The sequence below is a fragment of the Streptomyces sp. NPDC048353 genome, from assembly GCF_055587165.1.
In genome coordinates this window covers 316437-333290 of sequence record NZ_JBVJGU010000002.1, presented here as the reverse complement: position 1 = coordinate 333290, position 16854 = coordinate 316437, and the positions used below count along the sequence as shown (strand labels likewise).

Annotated in this window: 13 protein-coding genes; 9 read left to right on the top strand and 4 right to left on the bottom strand. The window is 73.4% G+C overall.

Features of this window, described 5'->3' with window-relative positions:
* Window positions 1–109 precede the first annotated feature (109 nt).
* Window positions 110–1120 carry a polyprenyl synthetase family protein gene (locus ACZ6RC_RS06890; RefSeq protein WP_453612851.1) on the bottom strand — a complete coding sequence of 337 codons (1011 nt, stop codon included), beginning with the start codon at window positions 1118–1120 and terminating at the stop codon, window positions 110–112.
* Window positions 1121–1295: 175 nt separating this feature from the next.
* On the opposite strand from ACZ6RC_RS06890, the gene ACZ6RC_RS06885 reads away from it, so the two are divergent.
* Window positions 1296–2801: a peptide MFS transporter gene (locus ACZ6RC_RS06885; RefSeq protein ID WP_391144050.1), complete on the top strand. Its 1506-nt coding sequence runs from the start codon at window positions 1296–1298 to the stop codon at window positions 2799–2801.
* A gap of 9 nt (window positions 2802–2810) precedes the next feature.
* Window positions 2811–4808: a CocE/NonD family hydrolase gene (locus ACZ6RC_RS06880; RefSeq protein ID WP_453612849.1), complete on the top strand. Its 1998-nt coding sequence runs from the start codon at window positions 2811–2813 to the stop codon at window positions 4806–4808.
* A 70-nt stretch (window positions 4809–4878) separates the two neighbouring features.
* On the opposite strand, the gene ACZ6RC_RS06875 is transcribed toward ACZ6RC_RS06880, so the two are convergent.
* On the bottom strand, window positions 4879–6159 hold the full coding sequence (locus tag ACZ6RC_RS06875) for a peptidase (RefSeq protein WP_469579787.1): 1281 nt from the start codon (window positions 6157–6159) through the stop codon (window positions 4879–4881).
* Window positions 6160–6444: 285 nt separating this feature from the next.
* Here ACZ6RC_RS06875 and fahA point away from each other — a divergent pair, with 285 nt between their 5' ends.
* Window positions 6445–7671 carry a fumarylacetoacetase gene (gene fahA, locus ACZ6RC_RS06870; protein WP_453612845.1) on the top strand — a complete coding sequence of 409 codons (1227 nt, stop codon included), beginning with the start codon at window positions 6445–6447 and terminating at the stop codon, window positions 7669–7671.
* 168 nt (window positions 7672–7839) lie between these two features.
* Here fahA and ACZ6RC_RS06865 read toward each other — a convergent pair whose 3' ends face one another.
* Window positions 7840–8727 (bottom strand): dioxygenase family protein, encoded by an 888-nt coding sequence (locus ACZ6RC_RS06865; protein ID WP_391144041.1) that lies wholly within the window; start codon window positions 8725–8727, stop codon window positions 7840–7842.
* Between the two features lie 39 nt (window positions 8728–8766).
* The gene (locus ACZ6RC_RS06860) at window positions 8767–9747 is read right to left on the bottom strand and encodes a helix-turn-helix domain-containing protein (RefSeq protein ID WP_469579784.1); all 981 of its coding nucleotides are present in this window, start codon (window positions 9745–9747) and stop codon (window positions 8767–8769) included.
* Between the two features lie 301 nt (window positions 9748–10048).
* Between ACZ6RC_RS06860 and ACZ6RC_RS06855 the strand changes: the two genes are divergently transcribed.
* The 6 genes from ACZ6RC_RS06855 (at window position 10049) to ACZ6RC_RS06830 (ending at window position 16843) form a co-directional block, all read left to right on the top strand.
* Window positions 10049–10819: a GntR family transcriptional regulator gene (locus ACZ6RC_RS06855; RefSeq protein ID WP_391144037.1), complete on the top strand. Its 771-nt coding sequence runs from the start codon at window positions 10049–10051 to the stop codon at window positions 10817–10819.
* A gap of 39 nt (window positions 10820–10858) precedes the next feature.
* Window positions 10859–11086: a 4Fe-4S dicluster domain-containing protein gene (locus tag ACZ6RC_RS06850; protein ID WP_384238753.1), complete on the top strand. Its 228-nt coding sequence runs from the start codon at window positions 10859–10861 to the stop codon at window positions 11084–11086.
* A gap of 15 nt (window positions 11087–11101) precedes the next feature.
* On the top strand, window positions 11102–12448 hold the full coding sequence (locus ACZ6RC_RS06845; protein ID WP_469579780.1) for an ABC transporter substrate-binding protein: 1347 nt from the start codon (window positions 11102–11104) through the stop codon (window positions 12446–12448).
* Window positions 12445–13380 carry an ABC transporter permease gene (locus ACZ6RC_RS06840; protein ID WP_469579778.1) on the top strand — a complete coding sequence of 312 codons (936 nt, stop codon included), beginning with the start codon at window positions 12445–12447 and terminating at the stop codon, window positions 13378–13380. The genes ACZ6RC_RS06845 and ACZ6RC_RS06840 overlap by 4 nt, the downstream gene beginning before the upstream one ends.
* Window positions 13377–14066, top strand: a complete 690-nt coding sequence (locus ACZ6RC_RS06835; RefSeq protein ID WP_469579776.1) for an ABC transporter ATP-binding protein — start codon at window positions 13377–13379, stop codon at window positions 14064–14066. The genes ACZ6RC_RS06840 and ACZ6RC_RS06835 overlap by 4 nt, the downstream gene beginning before the upstream one ends.
* 65 nt (window positions 14067–14131) lie before the next feature.
* Window positions 14132–16843, top strand: coding sequence for a fumarate reductase/succinate dehydrogenase flavoprotein subunit (locus ACZ6RC_RS06830; RefSeq protein WP_469579775.1), 2712 nt, complete (start codon window positions 14132–14134; stop codon window positions 16841–16843).
* Window positions 16844–16854 lie beyond the last annotated feature (11 nt).

Genomic DNA, 16854 nt, shown 5'->3' with positions numbered 1-16854 from the left:
GGTACGGAATCGTCAGACTCCGGGCGCAACCTTGCGTACTGCTACGGGATGAGAGAACCCTGGGAACCCCTAGCCCGCGCGGTGGATCACGGCGCCGGCCTGGGAACCCCTAGCCCGCGCGGTGGACCACCGCGTCGCACAGCTCCCGCAGGGCCGCCTTCGCGTACCCCTCCGGCAGCGGTGCCAGCATGTCCCGGGCCTCCTGGGCGTAGCGCACGGTGTCCCGGCGGGCCTGCTCCAGGGCCGGGTGGGCGCGCAGGCGGCGGAGGGCCTCCGCGTGGCGGACGTCGTCGGTGAGGTCGCTGTCGATGAGCTCGACCAGCTCGACGTCCTCGGGGCGCCCGTGCGCCGCCGCGGCGGCGCGCAGCCGCAGCACGGGGAGGGTCGGGATGCCTTCGCGCAGGTCGGTCCCGGGGGTCTTGCCGGACTCGTGGGAGTCGGACGCGATGTCGAGGACGTCGTCGGCGAGCTGGAAGGCGACGCCGAGCCGTTCGCCGTACTGGGTGAGGATGTCGACGACGCTCTCGTCCGCGCCGGCCATCATCGCGCCGAAGCGGCAGGAGACGGCGACCAGCGAGCCGGTCTTGCCGCCGAGGACGTCGAGGTAGTGGTCGACGGGGTCGCGGTCGCCCTGCGGTCCGGCGGTCTCCAGGATCTGGCCGGTGACCAGGCGCTCGAAGGCCTCGGACTGGATGCGGACGGCCTCGGGTCCGAGGTCCGCCAGGGTGTGCGAGGCGCGGGCGAAGAGGAAGTCACCCGTGAGGACGGCGATGGAGTTGTCCCAGCGCGCGTTGGCGCTCGGGACGCCCCGGCGGACGTCCGCCTCGTCCATGACGTCGTCGTGGTAAAGCGTCGCCAGGTGGGTGAGCTCGACGACGACGGCCGAGGGCACCACGCCGGGCGCGTACGGGTCGCCGAACTGGGCGGCGAGCATCACCAGCAGCGGCCGGAAGCGCTTGCCGCCGGCCAGGACGAGGTGCTGCGCGGCCTCCGTGATGAAGGGGATCCCGCTCTTGGTGGCGTCGAGGAGACCTGCCTCCACGGCCGCCAATCCGGTCTGGACATCGGCCTCAAGAGCCTGGTCCCGCACGCTAAGACCGAACGGCCCGACGACGGTCACGAGGGAGTCTCCTGTCTGATGACGCCTGCTGATACTGCCGACGATCACACGGATTGTCGATGTGTCGCTCGATTCGCTCAAGTCAGCGTATCCGGTCGGCTTTCGATCACCATGGGCGCCCGCCCGCCACCCCCGGTATGTTCGTGATCACCTCATACGACCAGGAGAAGGCGTTTTGTCCGGAACGGCGATCGACAGCGACACGAACGACGAGCGGCCACCGCCCGAAGACGATCATGCCTTCTTCGGGCAGCCGAAGGGGCTGCTCACCCTGTCGGGCCTGGAGGTCTGGGAGCGCTTCTCGTTCCTGGGCATGCAGGCGATCCTCGTCCTCTACTTCGCCGACTCCGTGGCGAACGAGGGTCTCGGGATGGACCCGGGCACGGCCGCCTCCGTCTCGGCCGCGTACGGCACGCTCGTCTACCTCGTCTCGGTGGCCGGGGGCTGGCTCGCCGACCGGATCCTCGGCTCCTACCGCGCGGTCCTCTGGGGCGGCGTCCTGATCGCCTGCGGCCACTACTCCATGGCGGTGCCGACGGCCGCCATGACCTGGGTCGGACTCGGCCTGATCAGCGCCGGAACCGGCCTGCTCAAACCCAATGTGGCCACCATGGTCGGCAAGCTCTACCGCACCGACGACGACCGCAGGGACGCCGGCTTCGCCCTGTACTACATGGCGATCAACATCGGCGCCTTCGCCGGCCCGCTGATCACCGGCTGGCTCGGCGAGCACCAGGGCTGGCACTGGGGCTTCTCGGCCGCCGCGGTCGGCATGACCTTCGGTCTCGTGCAGTACGTGATGGGCCGCCGTCACCTGGCCGGGCGAAAGCACTCCGCCGAATTCGCGCTCGCCCCGGACGCCATGCGCCGGGCCGTCCTGACGATTGTCGGCGGGGTGGTCGCCGTGGCCGCCGTCGGGGGCCTGCTCGCCGGGGTCGGCTGGCTGACCATGGACCGCTTCGTCGACCTGCTGACCCTGATCTCGGTGATCGCGCCGGTCGTCTACTTCTGGGTGATGTTCCGCAGCCCCCGGGTCACCCCAGAGGAGCGCGGCCGCCTCCGGCCGTACGTCGTGCTCTTCCTGGCCTCGGTCGCCTTCAACTTCATCCTCTTCCAGGCGTACTCCACGATGATGCTGCTGGCGGCGAACAACGCCCGCACCACCATCCTCGGCTTCGACTTCCCGGCCAGCTGGTACGCCTCCGCCCTCGGCGCCTTCGAGGTGGCGCTGGCGCCCGTCGTGGCCGCCGTCTGGGTCCGGATGGGGCCCCGGCAGCCGCACGTCTCCAACAAGATCGCCTTCGGGGTGGTGCTGGGCGGCCTGTCGTTCCTCCTGATGGTGCTGCCCACCTCGGGCCACGCGGACGAGACGTACCGGATGGCGGCGTGGTGGATCGTCGGCTCCTATCTGCTGCTCGGCCTCGGCGACGTCCTCCTGGAGACCTCCGGGATGTCCGCCACCAGCAAGCTCGCCCCGAAGGCGTTCAGCAGCCAGACGATGTCCCTCTGGTTCCTCTCGCTCGCTCTCGCCAACGGCATCCAGGCACAGACCGTGAAGCTGTACGACGACGTCTCCAAGCCCGTGTACTTCGGCGTCAACGGCGCCGTCGCGGTGGCGGTGGGCCTCGTCGTGATCGCGATGGCGCCCTGGCTGCGCCGGACCATGCACCCCGTCCACTGAGGACCTGACATGCGCATCCGCACCGAGTTCCCGTACGAGACCACCCGCGAGGACGTCCGCGTCCCCCTTCCGGACGGCACGCGGCTGTACGCCCGCGTCTGGCGGCCGGTCACGGACGAGCCCGTGCCGGCCCTCCTGGAGTACCTGCCGTACCGCCTCTCCGACTGGACCGCGCCGCGCGACTGGCAGCGGCACCCCTGGTACGCCGGGCACGGCTACGCCTCCGTACGCGTCGACGTGCGCGGCCACGGCAACAGCGAGGGGCTGCCGGGCGACGAGTACGACGCGACGGAGCTGGCCGACGGCGTGGCGGTGGTGAACTGGCTCGCCGAGCAGCCCTGGTGCACGGGGAAGGTCGGCATGTTCGGCATCTCCTGGGGCGGCTTCAACTCGCTCCAGATCGCCGCGCTGGCCCCCGAGCCGCTGAAGGCGGTCGTCACCGTCTGCTCCACCGACGACCGCTACGACAACGACGTCCACTACATGGGCGGCTCCGTCCTCGCGGTCGACATGCACGCCTGGGCGGCCACCATGCTCGCCTTCGTCTGCCGCCCGCCCGACCCGCTGCACGTGGGCGAGGAGTGGCGGGAGATGTGGCTGCGGCGCCTGGAGGCCGTGGACCCCTTCATCCACACCTGGCTGGCCCACCAGACCCGGGACGACTACTGGCGGCACGGCAGTGTCTGCGAGGACTACGGCGCGATCCGGGCAGCCGTCCTGGCGGTGGGCGGCTGGCACGACCCGTACCGGGACACCGTCCTGCGGCTGGTCGAGCACCTCGCCCCGGACCGGGTCCGCGGGATCATCGGGCCGTGGTCGCACCAGTACCCGGACCGCGGTCTGCCGCCGGGCCCGGCGATCGGCTTCCTGCAGGAGACCCTGCGCTGGTGGGACCACCACCTCAAGGGCGCCGACAACGACGTGATGGCGGAGCCGCTGCTGCGCTCGTGGATCAGCGGGACGCACCCGCCGTCCACCGTGTACGAGGAGCTGCCGGGCCGCTGGGTCGCCGACCCCGCCTGGCCCTCGCCGCACGTCGCCCCGGTGACGTACGGCTTCCAGGGTGAACCGGTCGTGGTCGACTCGCCCCAGCAGACCGGCCTGGACGCGGGGCGGTTCTTCCCCTTCGGCAACGACGGCGACCTGCCGCCCGACCAGCGCGACGAGGACGCCCACTCGGCCTGCTTCGACTTCCCGGTGCCGGAGGACGGCGGGCCCATCGAGATCCTGGGCCGGCCGCGGGCGAGCCTGACGCTGCGCCCGGCGGCGCCGACGGGGCAGGTGATCGCCCGCCTCTGCGACATCGCCCCGGACGGCTCCTCGACGCTCGTCACCCGGGGGGTGCTGAACTTCTCCGCCCGCCACGGCCGGGACCGGGTGGTGCCGGCGCGGCCCGGCGAGAGCGAGGAGTTCGTCGTCGAGCTGAACGGCATCGGCCACACCTTCCCGCCCGGCCACCGGGTCCGGCTCGCGGTCTCCTCGGCGTACTGGCCGTGGATCTGGCCCCAGCCGGACGCGGGGGGCTTCACCCTCGACCCTGCCGCCTCGCACCTCACCCTTCCGGTCCGCCGCCACACGGACGACACCGTCCGGTGGGAGGAGCCGGAGCAGTCGGAGCCGCTGGGCGTCAGCTTCCCGGCGACCCTGGAGGAGCCCCGCCCGGAGCGGGTGGTGGTGCGGGACGTGGCCAAGGGCGAGTGGCGCCTGGAGGTCGATCCCCGGTACGGCGGGACGCGGGTCTATCCGGACGGCCTCGAATTCAGCGAGGACGCGCTGGAGACTTACACGATCGAGGAGAGCGGGCCGCTGTCGGCGCGTACCCGTTCGGAATGGTCGATCCGGCTGCACCGGCCGGAACTGGCGTGGGACGTCACCGTCGACAGCCGTTCCGAGATCAGTTGTGAGGCGGAGGTATTCGTCACCTCGAACGAAGTGGTGTGCAAGGAGGGCGACGACGTTCTCTTCCACCGGACGTGGGAGAAGCGGATTCCGCGCACGGCGGGATGACGTCCGGATGGACGAAAGGGAAAGGGCCCGCATTCCGGAGTGGAATGCGGGCCCTTTCTCACGCTGCGTGTCAGGCGTCCGCACCGGCCTTGCGGCGGCGGACGACGAACATGGCACCGGCGCCGAGGGCGACGGCCGCCGCGCCCGCGAGGGCGATCCGCGGCATGGCGTCGTCGGAACCGGTGGTGGCGAGCGCGCCGTTGGTGGCGGTGTTGCCGTTGCCGCCGCCGTTCACCGGGGTGGTGGAGGTGCCGCCCTGCTCGGTGGTGTTGCCGTTGCCGCCACCGGTGCCGGTGCCGGTGCCGGGCTTGGAGGCGGCGACGATGCCGAACTCGAGGTCGGCGGCCTCCTTCGACCAGCCGCAGGAGCCGTTCTTGTTCTCGTAGCCGCCCGCGGCGAACAGCATGCCGTCACCGGCCGGGGACTTCGCGTCGACGGTGAGGCGCAGCTTGATGTCGACGTGACCGCCGGGCTTCACCGCGCCGCCGATCGCGCCGGTCTCGCCGTCGAAGGACTGCCAGGTCGGGTTGGCCGTGGTGGACCAGGTCAGGTCCAGGTGCTTGTCGAAGTCCTTCTCCTCCGTCGAGTCCATGTTGAAGGCCTCGGCGTAGGCACCGACCTCGTCCAGCGACTTCGTGGTGCCGTTGCTGATCTTCAGCGTGAAGACGGCGCTCGTCCCGGCGACGACCTTCTTCGGGCCGGTCAGCGCGGCCGTCAGCTTGGACTCCTCGACGCAGTCCTCGCCGGGCTCCTCGCCCTCCCCGTCCTCGGCGGCGGCGAGGGCCTTCTCGGCGGCCTTGAGGGCCTTGTGGGCCGCTTCCTTGGCCTGCAGGGCGGCGCTCTCGGCACGAACCGCTCCGACGCGCTCGTCGTCCCGGGCCGTCGAGGCCGCGGTCAGCTTGGCGTCGGCCTCGGTCTTGGCGGTGGCGGCGGCTTCGGCGGTCTTCGTCGCCTCGTCCAGGACCTTCTGGGCCTCGGCCTTGGCGGTTTCGCCGACGGCCGCGTCCACCTTGGCCTGGGCGTCGACGACGGCCTTGTCGGCCTCGGCCTTGGCGGTGGCGGCGGCGTCGGCGGTCTTCTTCGCCTCGGCCGCGGCCTTGGCGAGCACCGTGTCGTCCTTCAGCGCGGCCTCACGCGCCTTGGTGGCGTCGCTCGCGGCGATCACCGCGGCGTCGTACGTCTTCTGCGCCGCGGCGACCGCGAGCTTCAGCTGCTCGATCGTCGGCTTCTGTTCCTGCGTCTGGGCCCCGGCCGGCTTCGTGTCCGCGAAAGCGGGAGCGGCGGAGAGGAATACGACCGGCGTGGTCACGGCGGCGGCCACGGCGGTGGCGAGAATGCGGCGGATCTTCAAGGCGGACCTTTTCTGGTCGAAGAAGATGACAACAGTCGGGGAGGCCGCGCCCGCGGATACGTCACGCGGCGCGGCACGGGAGCGATCGTATGACCCGAATAAGCGCGCGGAATAGCGGGATTCACGGGATCTCGCGCGCACAGGAGCCGCACAGGACGCATAAAGCCCTCGAACGTGGACAGTTGTGCACATGGGGCCCACTTTCTGTGTGACCCATGTCATCTGCGCCGCGCGGTACGACCCGTAACGTGTCCCCCACACCCGTGGAAAGCGAGGCAAGCACCGATGCCCGAGCAGTCCCCGCTCGACCTCGCCGAAGGCGATCCCTTCGGCCCGCACAACCTTCCGTACGGCGTCTTCTCCACCGCCGACGAGCCCGACCGGCGGAGGGTCGGCGTCCGCATCGGCGGGCATGTCCTCGACGCGGGGGCGGCGGCGCAGGCGCTCGGCTCGCCCTACGCCGCCCTGCTCGCCCGCCCCAGCCTCGACCCCCTGCTCGCCGCCGGCCGCACCGCCTGGCGGGACGTGCGCCGCGCGCTGACCGCCTGGGTGACCGTGCCCGCGCACCGCCCGGACATAGAGCCGCTGCTGCACCCGCTGGACTCCGTCACGCTGCACCTGCCGTACGCCGTGGCGGACTACGTCGACTTCTACGCGAGCGAGCACCACGCCACCAACGTGGGCCGGATCTTCCGCCCCGACGGCGACGCGCTCACCCCCAACTGGAAGCACCTGCCCATCGGCTACCACGGCCGGGCGGGCACGGTCGTGGTCTCCGGCACCGAGGTCGTCCGCCCCGCCGGCCAGCGCAAGGCGCCCACGGACCCGGCGCCGGTCTTCGGCCCCTCGGTGAAGCTGGACATCGAGGCGGAGGTCGGCTTCGTCGTCGGCACCCCCTCCACGCTCGGCACCCCGGTCGCGCTGGGCGACTTCCGGGACCACGTCTTCGGCCTGACGCTACTCAACGACTGGTCGGCACGTGACATCCAGGCCTGGGAGTACGTCCCGCTCGGCCCGTTCCTCGGCAAGTCGTTCACGACGTCCGTCTCGGCCTGGGTGACCCCCCTGGAGGCCCTGGACGCGGCCCGCGTGGCCCCGCCGGCCCGGGACTTCGACCTGCTGCCGTACCTCGACGACACCGACGACGAGGAGCCCGGCGGCTTCGACCTGCGGATCACGGTCGCGATCAACGGCGAGGTCGTCTCCGAGCCGCCGTTCTCGACGATGTACTGGACGGCCGCCCAGCAGCTCGCCCACATGACGGTCAACGGCGCCTCGCTGCGGACCGGTGACCTCTACGGCTCCGGCACCGTCTCGGGCCCTGAGGTGGGGCAGCGCGGCTCGCTGCTGGAGCTGACCTGGAACGGCCGCGACCCGCTCGACCTGAGCACCGGGAAGCGCACCTTCCTGGAGGACGGCGACGAGGTCACGCTGACCGCCTGGGCGCCCGGCCCCGACGGCACCCGGGTCGGACTCGGCGAGGTCACCGGACGGATCGCGCCCTCCGCCTGAGCCCGCCGTACCGCCCGGCGCCGCACGCGCGAAGAGGCCCCGGCACCCCGATCAGGGGTGCCGGGGCCTCCCGGCGCCGCGCTCCGGCGGGCTCTGCCGTGCGTCGGCGCCTCGGCGGTCCTGAGGAGCGTCTCCACACTCCGAGCACGGACCCGGGGGCGCGCCGGTTCAGACGGCGCGCCAGAGGGCCGGCACCGACGGCGGTTCCCAGCCCGGCTGGGCGAGGTGGGACTGGAGGCAGACGTAGGCGACGGAGCCGTGGGTGGCCCGGTCGCCCGCCGTGTAGGAGGTGCCCGGGCGCCAGGTGCCGGCGGGGGGCGGGGTGGTGGGGCCGCCGGTCGGCGACGGGCCGGGGCCGGGGCCCTGAGGCAGGTCGAGCACCACGTCGAAGGCGGCCTCCTTCGCCCCTCCCGCGTCCCGCACGGTCATCAGCAGCCGCGGGTCGAACAGCGCGTCGGTGTTGTTGCGCGGCTCGCCGGGGAAGTACAGCTGCGTCGTGAGGACGGGACGGCCCGGGGCCTGCACCTTCACATGGAGGTGCCGGGTGCGCCCCGGGTAGAGGCCCGGGACGATCGTGGTGAGCCGGAAGGCGCCCTGCGCGTCGGTGAACTGGTGCCCGCGGAAACGGAATCCGGTGTTGTCGTACGCGCCGTTGACATCGGCCTGCCAGAAGTCGAGCAGGACACCGGGGACGGGCAGGCAGGCCCGTCCGAAGACGTATCCGGTGACGGTGAGCCGGGTGCCGGGCGTCCCGGCCTCCAGGAGCGAGGTCCGGCGCGGCGAGTTCGGCTTGAAGTAGGGGCCCTCCATCTGCGGCGGGGTCGGGTCGTCGCCGTCGTCGCAGGCGGGGGTGAGCGCGGGTGCCGCCCCGTCCCGGACGGTGGTACGGGCCAGGGCGGGGACGCCCATCAGGGTGGCCGGCACGGCCACGGAGGCGGCCAGCGCCGCCCGCAGCACCGCCTTGCGGCTCGGCCGCGGCGCGGAGGAGGGGGCGGTGTGCGGGGTCGTCTCGCCGTGGGAGGTCGTCTCGCCGTGCGGGGTCGTCTCGCCGTCCATGTCTGCTCCTTGTGGGGGCTTCGGGGATCGGCAACGAACCTAGGCGGGCGCCCCGGGGCGATCGATGGACGGAACACGGGGGTCGTGGTGAATATCGGCGCCGCGCCGGAAGTCGCCCGGGCTGAGCCCGGTCTCCCTGCGGAAGAACCGGCAGAAGTAGGCGGGATCCCCGAACCCGGTCCGGTCGGCGATCTGGCGCACCGACAACTCCGTACGGACGAGCAGCCGTTTGGCCTCGTGGGTGCGGGCCGCGCGGAGGAGCTGGCCCGCGGTACGGCCGGTGGCGGCCTTGACGGCCTCGGTGAGGTAGCCGGGCGTGACGCCGAGGTGCCCGGCGCAGTCGCCCACCGACCACAGGGCGGGCTCCGCGCGGGCGAGCAGCCGGACGAACTCCTCCGCGACGGCCCCGGCCCGGCCCGCGGACGCCGGGTGGGACCCGCCGGCGGACCCGCCGTCCCCACCCGCGCCGGCGGCCGCCGGGTCCGTCGCGCGGGCGGCCCGGACGACGAGGACGTGGAGGAGGGCCCGCAGGACGGAGTCGAACCCGTCGGCCCGGCGGTGGTGTTCGGCCGCGAGCTCGCCGAGGATCCGCGCGGTCTCCTCGTGGGCCGCCTGCCCCAGCGTCGCCCAGGGCCGCGCGGCGACCCGGCGCAGCAGGTCCCGGTCGCCGGGGTGGTCGATCAGGAAGTCCTCCGTGAAGAGGACGACGGTGCCGTCGAGGCCCCGGAGGCGCTCCCAGTGGTGGACCTGGCCGGGGGCGATCACGCCGAGATGGGGCGGGGCCAGCTCCGCGCGGGTGAGGTCGACGACATGGGCGCCCGCGCCGGCGGTGACGTGGACGATCTCGTAGAAGGTGTGCCGGTGCGGGAAGTCGGCGCGGGACATCGGCCCGATGGTGTCGAAGGTGCCGATCGCGAACGGCATCGTGTTCGGCATCGGCACCTCCAGCCGGTGCATGGGCGGCGATCCCTCCCGGGGCGCCTCGCAAGGGGTGCCCGGTAAGACGGTGGACCCGCGCATCGCCGTTCTCCTCTCCCCTCCCGCCGGCGGTCCGGCGGAAGGCCTGCGGCCCGGCTCCGGAACCCGGCCCGGGCCGCTCGCCGGGCCGCCACCCTGCCACGCGCGGCCGGACCACGGAACCACGCGCCCGGGCCCGCCCCTGTCCGCCAGGTGGGACGGAGCGCCGTCCGGCGGCGCGGCAGGTGGCAGATCTTGCCCACCGTCCCCGGAAACCGCAGGTCAGAGCCGTGCTGTTACGGCATCAGATGGCGCAATGCTGTGGCAACACCACCGCCGCGGGCGCCTCGGTATGGTCCGTCGCATGCCAGCCGAACGCCTTCGTGAGCACACCGTCCCGGTCGCCGCCGCGCGCCGTCGGCGGCTGCGCGCGGACCAGGCGCGACAGCTCGCCGACCTCCTGCGCCACCAGATCCTGGCCGCCCGCTTCCCCGGCGGCGTCCTGCCCCTGGAGGACCGGATCGGCGCCGACTACCGGGTCTCCCGCAACACCGTCCGCCAGGCCCTGGACCTGCTCCGCGCCGAGGGCCTGGTCGAGCGGCAGCCCGGTGTGGGCACGGTCGTGGTGTGCGAGAAGTACCCGCACGGCCTCGACCGGCTCCAGGGCCTCGCCGAGACCCTGCACGAGCACGGCACGGTCACCAACGAGGTCCGTACGGTCGGACCGGTCGCCGCCCCGGCGCCGGTGGCCGGGCGGCTGGGGATCCCCGAGCACAGCGACGTCCTCTACATCGAGCGGCTGCGCCGGCTCGGCGGCCTCCCGCTCTCCCTCGACCTCACCTACGTCCCGATGGACATCGGCGCCGAACTCCTCGGCTGCGATTTGGAGAACACCGATGTGTTCCGCCTCATCGAAGCGCTGACCGGCACGCCCCTGGGCCACGCCGAGATCACCCTGGAGGCCGTCAACGCCGACGCGCACTCCGCCGCCGTCCTGCAGGCACCGCGCGGCGCGGCGCTGCTGATGCTGGACCGGCTCACCCACCTGCGTGACGGGCGCCCCGTGGACCTGGAGTTCATCCGGTTCCGGGGCGACCGGATCACGATGAGCGGCCTGCTCCACCGGTCCGCGTAACCCTCCGCCCCCCTCCCCCGCCATCCACTGGAGACAGCCATGCCCTTGGCGCCCCAGCGGGCCGACGTGCCCGTGACCATCGACGAGTCGAAGTGCATCGACGGCTGCACGCTCTGCGTGGAGATGTGCCCGCTGGACTCCCTCGCCATCAACCCCGACAGCGGCAAGGCGTACATGCACGTGGACGAGTGCTGGTACTGCGGCCCGTGCGCGGCCCGGTGTCCCACCGGCGCGGTCACGGTCAACATGCCCTATCTGCTCCGCTGAGAGGCCCGAACGCCCATGTCCCGCAAGCTTGTCGTCCCCCTCGCCGCCCTGGCCCTCGTCCTGCCGCTGGCCGGCTGCGGCGGTCCCGCGGAGGCCGGAAACGGCTCGACGGTCACCGTGACCGTCGGCTACCAGTCCAAGACCATCAACACCGTCACGGCCGGCACCCTCCTGCGCACGCTCGGCGCCTTCGAGGACGAGCTGCGCGCCCAGGGCCGGAAGGACGGCAGGACGTACGAGGTCGTCTGGCAGGACTACGCCACCGGCGCGCCGATCACCGCCCAGATGACCGCGGGGAAGATCGACATCGGCTCGATGGGCGACTTCCCGCTGCTCCTCAACGCCGCCCGCGGCACCCAGCTGAAGCGCCCGACGAAGCTCGTGTCGGTGACCGGCTACAACCTGCGCGGCGGCCTCAACACCGTCGTCACCGCGCCCGGTTCCGCACGGCGGTCGCTGAAGGAGCTGCGCGGCGGGAAGGTGTCCACCAGCGTCGGCTCGGCCGCGGACGGCACGCTCGTACGGGCGCTGCAACGCGCCGGGCTCGACCCGGACAAGGACATCCGCAAGCTCAACCAGCAGCCGGCCGTGGGGGCCTCGGCCCTGACCGCCGGGAGCGCCGACGCGCTGTCGCAGTTCGTCGCCTGGCCGGGGCTGCTCGCCTTCCAGGGCAAGGCGAAGGTGCTGTACGACGGCGCCGAGCTGAACCTCCCCACCTTCCACGGGGTCACCGCCCGCGCCGACTTCGCCGAGCGGCACCCGGCCGTGGTGGAGGCGTTCCTGCGGGCCCAGCGCACCGCGACCGCCTATCTCCGCGAGCACCCGGTGGCCGCCAGCGAGAAGGTCGCCGCCGAGACGGGCCTGCCGGCCGAGGTCGTCCACCTCTACAACGGCCCCAACGGCATCGCCACCTTCGATCCGACCCTCAAGCCACGGCTGGTCGCGGCGCTGAAGGAGGACGTGCCGGTGCTGCGGTCGGCCAAGCTGGTGAAGGACGTGGACGTGGACGGCTTCGTCGACGACACGTACGTACGGAAGGTCTACGGCTCCGCCTACGACCGGCAGCTCGCGACGCTCGCCCCGCCGTCCCGCAGCGAGGTCTGGCTGAAGGGCGCCGACCGTACCGTCTCCTTCGCCACCCCGGCCGAGGCGCTGCGGCACGTCGCGGCGAACCGGGCGAAGGTGCGGGTGGCGTACGTCCCCGACACGGTGACCGGGACGCTCTGGTTCGCGGACCGGGCGGTGTGGGTCGCCGACGGCGGGACGGTGAAGCCGTTCGTCACCGAGGCCGGCGCGGCCGCCTACCGGGCCGCGCACCCGACGGCGCGGATCGTCGACTACGCGCGGGCGCTGGCGTCATGAGGTACGTGCTGCGGGTGCTGTCGCTGGTGGCGGCGCTCGGTGTGTGGCAGGCGGTGACGTACTACGACGTCAGTCTCTGGCTGCGCTTCGACCAGTTCCCGACGGTCACGGAGGTCGGGGAGGCGTTCGCGGCGCGGCTGACGACGGACGCGTACTGGCAGGACCTGGTCGACAGCCTGACCCGTATCGTCACCGGCTTCACGCTCGCGGCGGTCGCGGGCATCGCGCTGGGGACGGCGATCGCCCGCTCCGGACTCGTGTCCGACCTGCTCGGTCCTGTCCTGGAGGTCCTGCGGCCGATCCCGGCGATCGCGCTGGTGCCGGTGGCGATCCTGCTGTTCCCCAGCAACGAGCAGGGCATCGTCTTCATCACGGGCGCGGCCGCGTTCTTCCCGGTCCTGGTCTCCACCCGGCACGCCGTACGGGCGCTGCCCCCGCTGTGGGAGGAGGCCGTCGTCACGATGGGCGCGGGGCGGGTCCGGGTGCTGTTCTCGGTGATCCTGCCGGGGGCGCTGCCGGGGATCTTCAGCGGCCTTTCGGTGGGGATCGGCGTCTCGTGGATCTGTGTGATCTCGGCGGAGATGATCTCCGGGGAGTACGGGGTGGGGTACCGCACCTGGCAGGACTACACGGTCGTGGACTACCCGGCGGTCTTCGTCGGCATGGCGACGATCGGCGCGCTGGGCTGGCTGACCTCGACGGCGGTCGAGGCGGCGGGGCGCCGTGTGGTGGGGCCGCGCTCGGCCGCCCGCCCCACGAAGTCCGCCGCCCCGAGGCCGTTCGCACCGGCGCCGGCCGGTGGTGCGGAAAGCTCCTCCGCGGCCCCCGCCGTCGCGGGCACACGCCCCGCCGGGGCCGCAGGCCCGGGCGGCCCCCCGGCCGGGCGGTCGCGTCGGCCCGTCGCCCCGCAACCGCTCCAGGAGCAGCCGTGATCGTTCTCGACGACGTCGTCCTCGGGCGGCCCCACTCCCCGCTCCCCACCCCCGTCCACCTCACCGTCCCCCCGGGCGAACTCCTCACCGTCGTCGGCCCCTCCGGCTGCGGCAAGTCCACCCTCCTGCGCACCCTCGCCGGGCTCCTGCCGCCGCTCGCCGGCACGGTCACCGTCCCGGCCGACCACCGGGCCCTGGTCTTCCAGGAGGACGCGCTGCTGCCCTGGCGCACCGCCCGCGCCAACGTCGAACTGCCCCTCGCCATCCGGGGCGTCCCGCGTGCCGAGCGGCGGGCCGCCGCCGAGGAGTGGCTCGGCCGGGTCGGGCTCGCCGACCAGGCGCGGCGCCTGCCGCACCAGCTCTCCGGCGGTCAGCGCCAGCGCGTCCAGCTCGCCCGGGCCCTCGCTCCCGCGCCCCGGGCGGTCTTCATGGACGAGCCGTTCGGCGCCCTGGACGTGCAGACGAGGGCCGGCATGCAGGACCTCCTGGTCGAGGTGCTGCACGGCACCGGCGCGACCGTCGTCTTCGTGACGCACGACGTCGACGAGGCCCTCTATCTCGGCGACCGGATCGCGGTCCTCGGCACCGGCACGGTCCTCGACAACCCGCGGCCGCGCGACCGGGGCGCCGACCTCTCCGGTCTGCGCCGCGACCTCCTCTCCTCCCTGACCTCCCTTCCCGCCTGACGCCCGAGGCCCCGCACCCCGGAAACCGCCCGCCCCACGACGCCCGACGCCCGAAAGGCCCTCCGATGCAGATCCCCGCCCTCGCGGACGCCGAGGAACTCTCCTGCGACGTCCTCGTCATCGGCGGAGGCACCGCCGGCACGATGGCCGCGCTCACCGCCGCCGAACACGGTGCCGACGTCCTCCTCCTGGAGAAGGCGCACGTCCGCCACTCCGGGGCCCTCGCCATGGGCATGGACGGCGTCAACAACGCGGTCATCCCCGGCCGGGCCGAGCCCGACGACTACGTCGCCGAGATCACCCGCGCCAACGACGGCGTCGTCGACCAGTCCACCGTCCGCCAGACGGCGACCCGCGGCTTCGCGATGGTCCAGCGCCTGGAGTCGTACGGCGTGAAGTTCGAGAAGGACGAGCACGGGGAGTACGCGGTCCGCCAGGTCCACCGCTCGGGGTCGTACGTCCTGCCCATGCCGGAGGGCAAGGACGTCAAGAAGGTCCTCTACCGGCAGCTGCGCCGCCGCGAGATGCGCGAGCGCATCCGGATCGAGAACCGGGTGATGCCGGTCCGGATCCTCACCGACCCGGACGGGCGGGCCATCGGCGCGGCCGGCCTCCACACCCGTACCGGCGGCTTCGTCACCGTACGGGCGGGCGCGGTGATCCTGGCGACCGGCGCCGCCGGCCGGCTCGGGCTGCCCGCCTCGGGCTATCTCTACGGCACGTACGAGAACCCCACCAACGCGGGCGACGGCTACGCCATGGCGTACCACGCGGGCGCCGAGCTGACCGGGATCGAGTGCTTCCAGATCAACCCGCTGATCAAGGACTACAACGGCCCGGCCTGCGCCTACGTCGCCAACCCGTTCGGCGGCTACCAGGTCAACCGGCACGGCGAACGGTTCGTCGACTCCGACTACTGGTCGGGGCAGATGATGGCCGAGTTCGCCGAGGAGCTGGCCTCCGACCGCGGCCCGGTCTACCTCAAGCTGAGCCACCTCCCCGAGGAGTCCGTCGCCGCCCTCGAATCGATCCTGCACACCACCGAACGCCCCACCCGCGCCACCTTCCACGCGGGCCGCGGCCACGACTACCGCACCCACGACATCGAGATGCACATCTCGGAGATCGGCCTGTGCGGCGGGCACTCGGCCTCCGGGGTCCGGGTCGACGACCACGCCCGGACCACCGTCCCCCGCCTCTACGCCGCCGGCGACCTGGCCTGCGTCCCGCACAACTACATGATCGGCGCCTTCGTCTTCGGCGACCTGGCCGGTGCGGACGCCGCCAAGTACCGTGCTTACGAAGGGGAGTTGCCGCAGGACCAGCTCCGGGCGGCGCACGAGCTGGTCTACCGGCCGCTGCGCCACCCCGACGGTCCGCCGCAGCCCCAGGTCGAGTACAAGCTCCGCCGGTTCGTGAACGACTACGTCGCCCCGCCCAAGTCGGGGGCCCGGCTCTCCCTGGCGGTCGAGCACTTCGAGCGGATGCGGACGGAGATCGACGCCATGGGCGCGACGACCCCGCACGAGCTGATGCGCTGCGCGGAGGTCTCCTTCATCCGGGACTGCGCCGAGATGGCGGCCCGCTCGTCCCTCGCCCGCACGGAGTCCCGCTGGGGCCTCTACCACGCGCGGACGGACCACCCCGAGCGGGACGACCGGGACTGGCTGCACCACCTGGACCTGCGCAAGTCGCCGTCCGGGACGATGGAGTTCACGGCCCGGCCGGTCGCGCCCTATCTCGTACCGGTCGACGACTACGCCCCCGTCGGCGGCGCCTCCCGGCATCTCGGCGAGGTCCACCCGGAGCACGTCGCCACGGCGGGCCCCCGCGACCTCGCCCCCGTCGGCTCCGGGGCACGCGCGCCGGAGGTACGGGTGGCGGACGGCGCCGTCAGCCACGCGCCCCGGATCCTGGAACTGCACGCCCTGGCCGAGGCGGAGCCGGACCTGGACGCGCTGCGGCCCTATCTGACCGATCCGGACCCCGCCGTGCGGCGGGCGGCGGTGGCCACCCTCACCGAGACGGTCCCGACCGGTACGGGTCCGGCGCTGGCGGGGGCGCTGCTCGACGCCGACGCGGCGGTACGGGCCGTGGCCGGGGACTCGCTGCGCGAGCTGGTCGAGACGCTGCCGCCGGAGGCCGCCCTGCGGGCGCCGCTCGTCGCCGCGCTCGCCGGCCCGGACCCGGGCGCCCGGGCCGCCGCCCTGACGGTGCTGCGGGTGCTGCGGCTCGGTTCGGCCACGCTCTTCGCCGGCCTGCTGTCCGACCCGCGCCGGGAGGTCCGGGCGGAGGCGGTCCGCGCGCTGGTCTCGGTCGACGCGCTCGGCCCCCTCGCCGACGCGGCGGGCGACCCGTCCCGCGAGGTGCGGGTGGCGGTGGCGAAGGGCCTCGCGGCGGCCCGGGGCACGACCCCCGACCTGCTCGCCCCGCTCCTGGGCGACGAGGACGCCCTCGTGCGGGCCGCGGCCTTCCAGGCGCTCGGGACGGTCGGATGCCCGGAGCCGTACGCCGCGGACGCCGTCCGGGCGCTCGGCGACCCGGCCTGGCAGGTCCGGGCGGGCGCGGCGGCCGGTCTCGCGGCGGCGGCCCCGGGGACGGCGGTGCCCGCCCTCGCCGAGGCGCTCGGGGACGCCAACGCGGACGTCCGCAAGGCGGCGGTCCTGGCGCTGCTGCGCCATCCGGGGACGGGCCCGGTGCTGGCGCGGGCGGCGGGCGACCCGGACGCCGACGTCCGGGCCTACGCCGCCCGGGGCGAGGTCGCCGCCGCCCGGTGACGGCCCCTCGG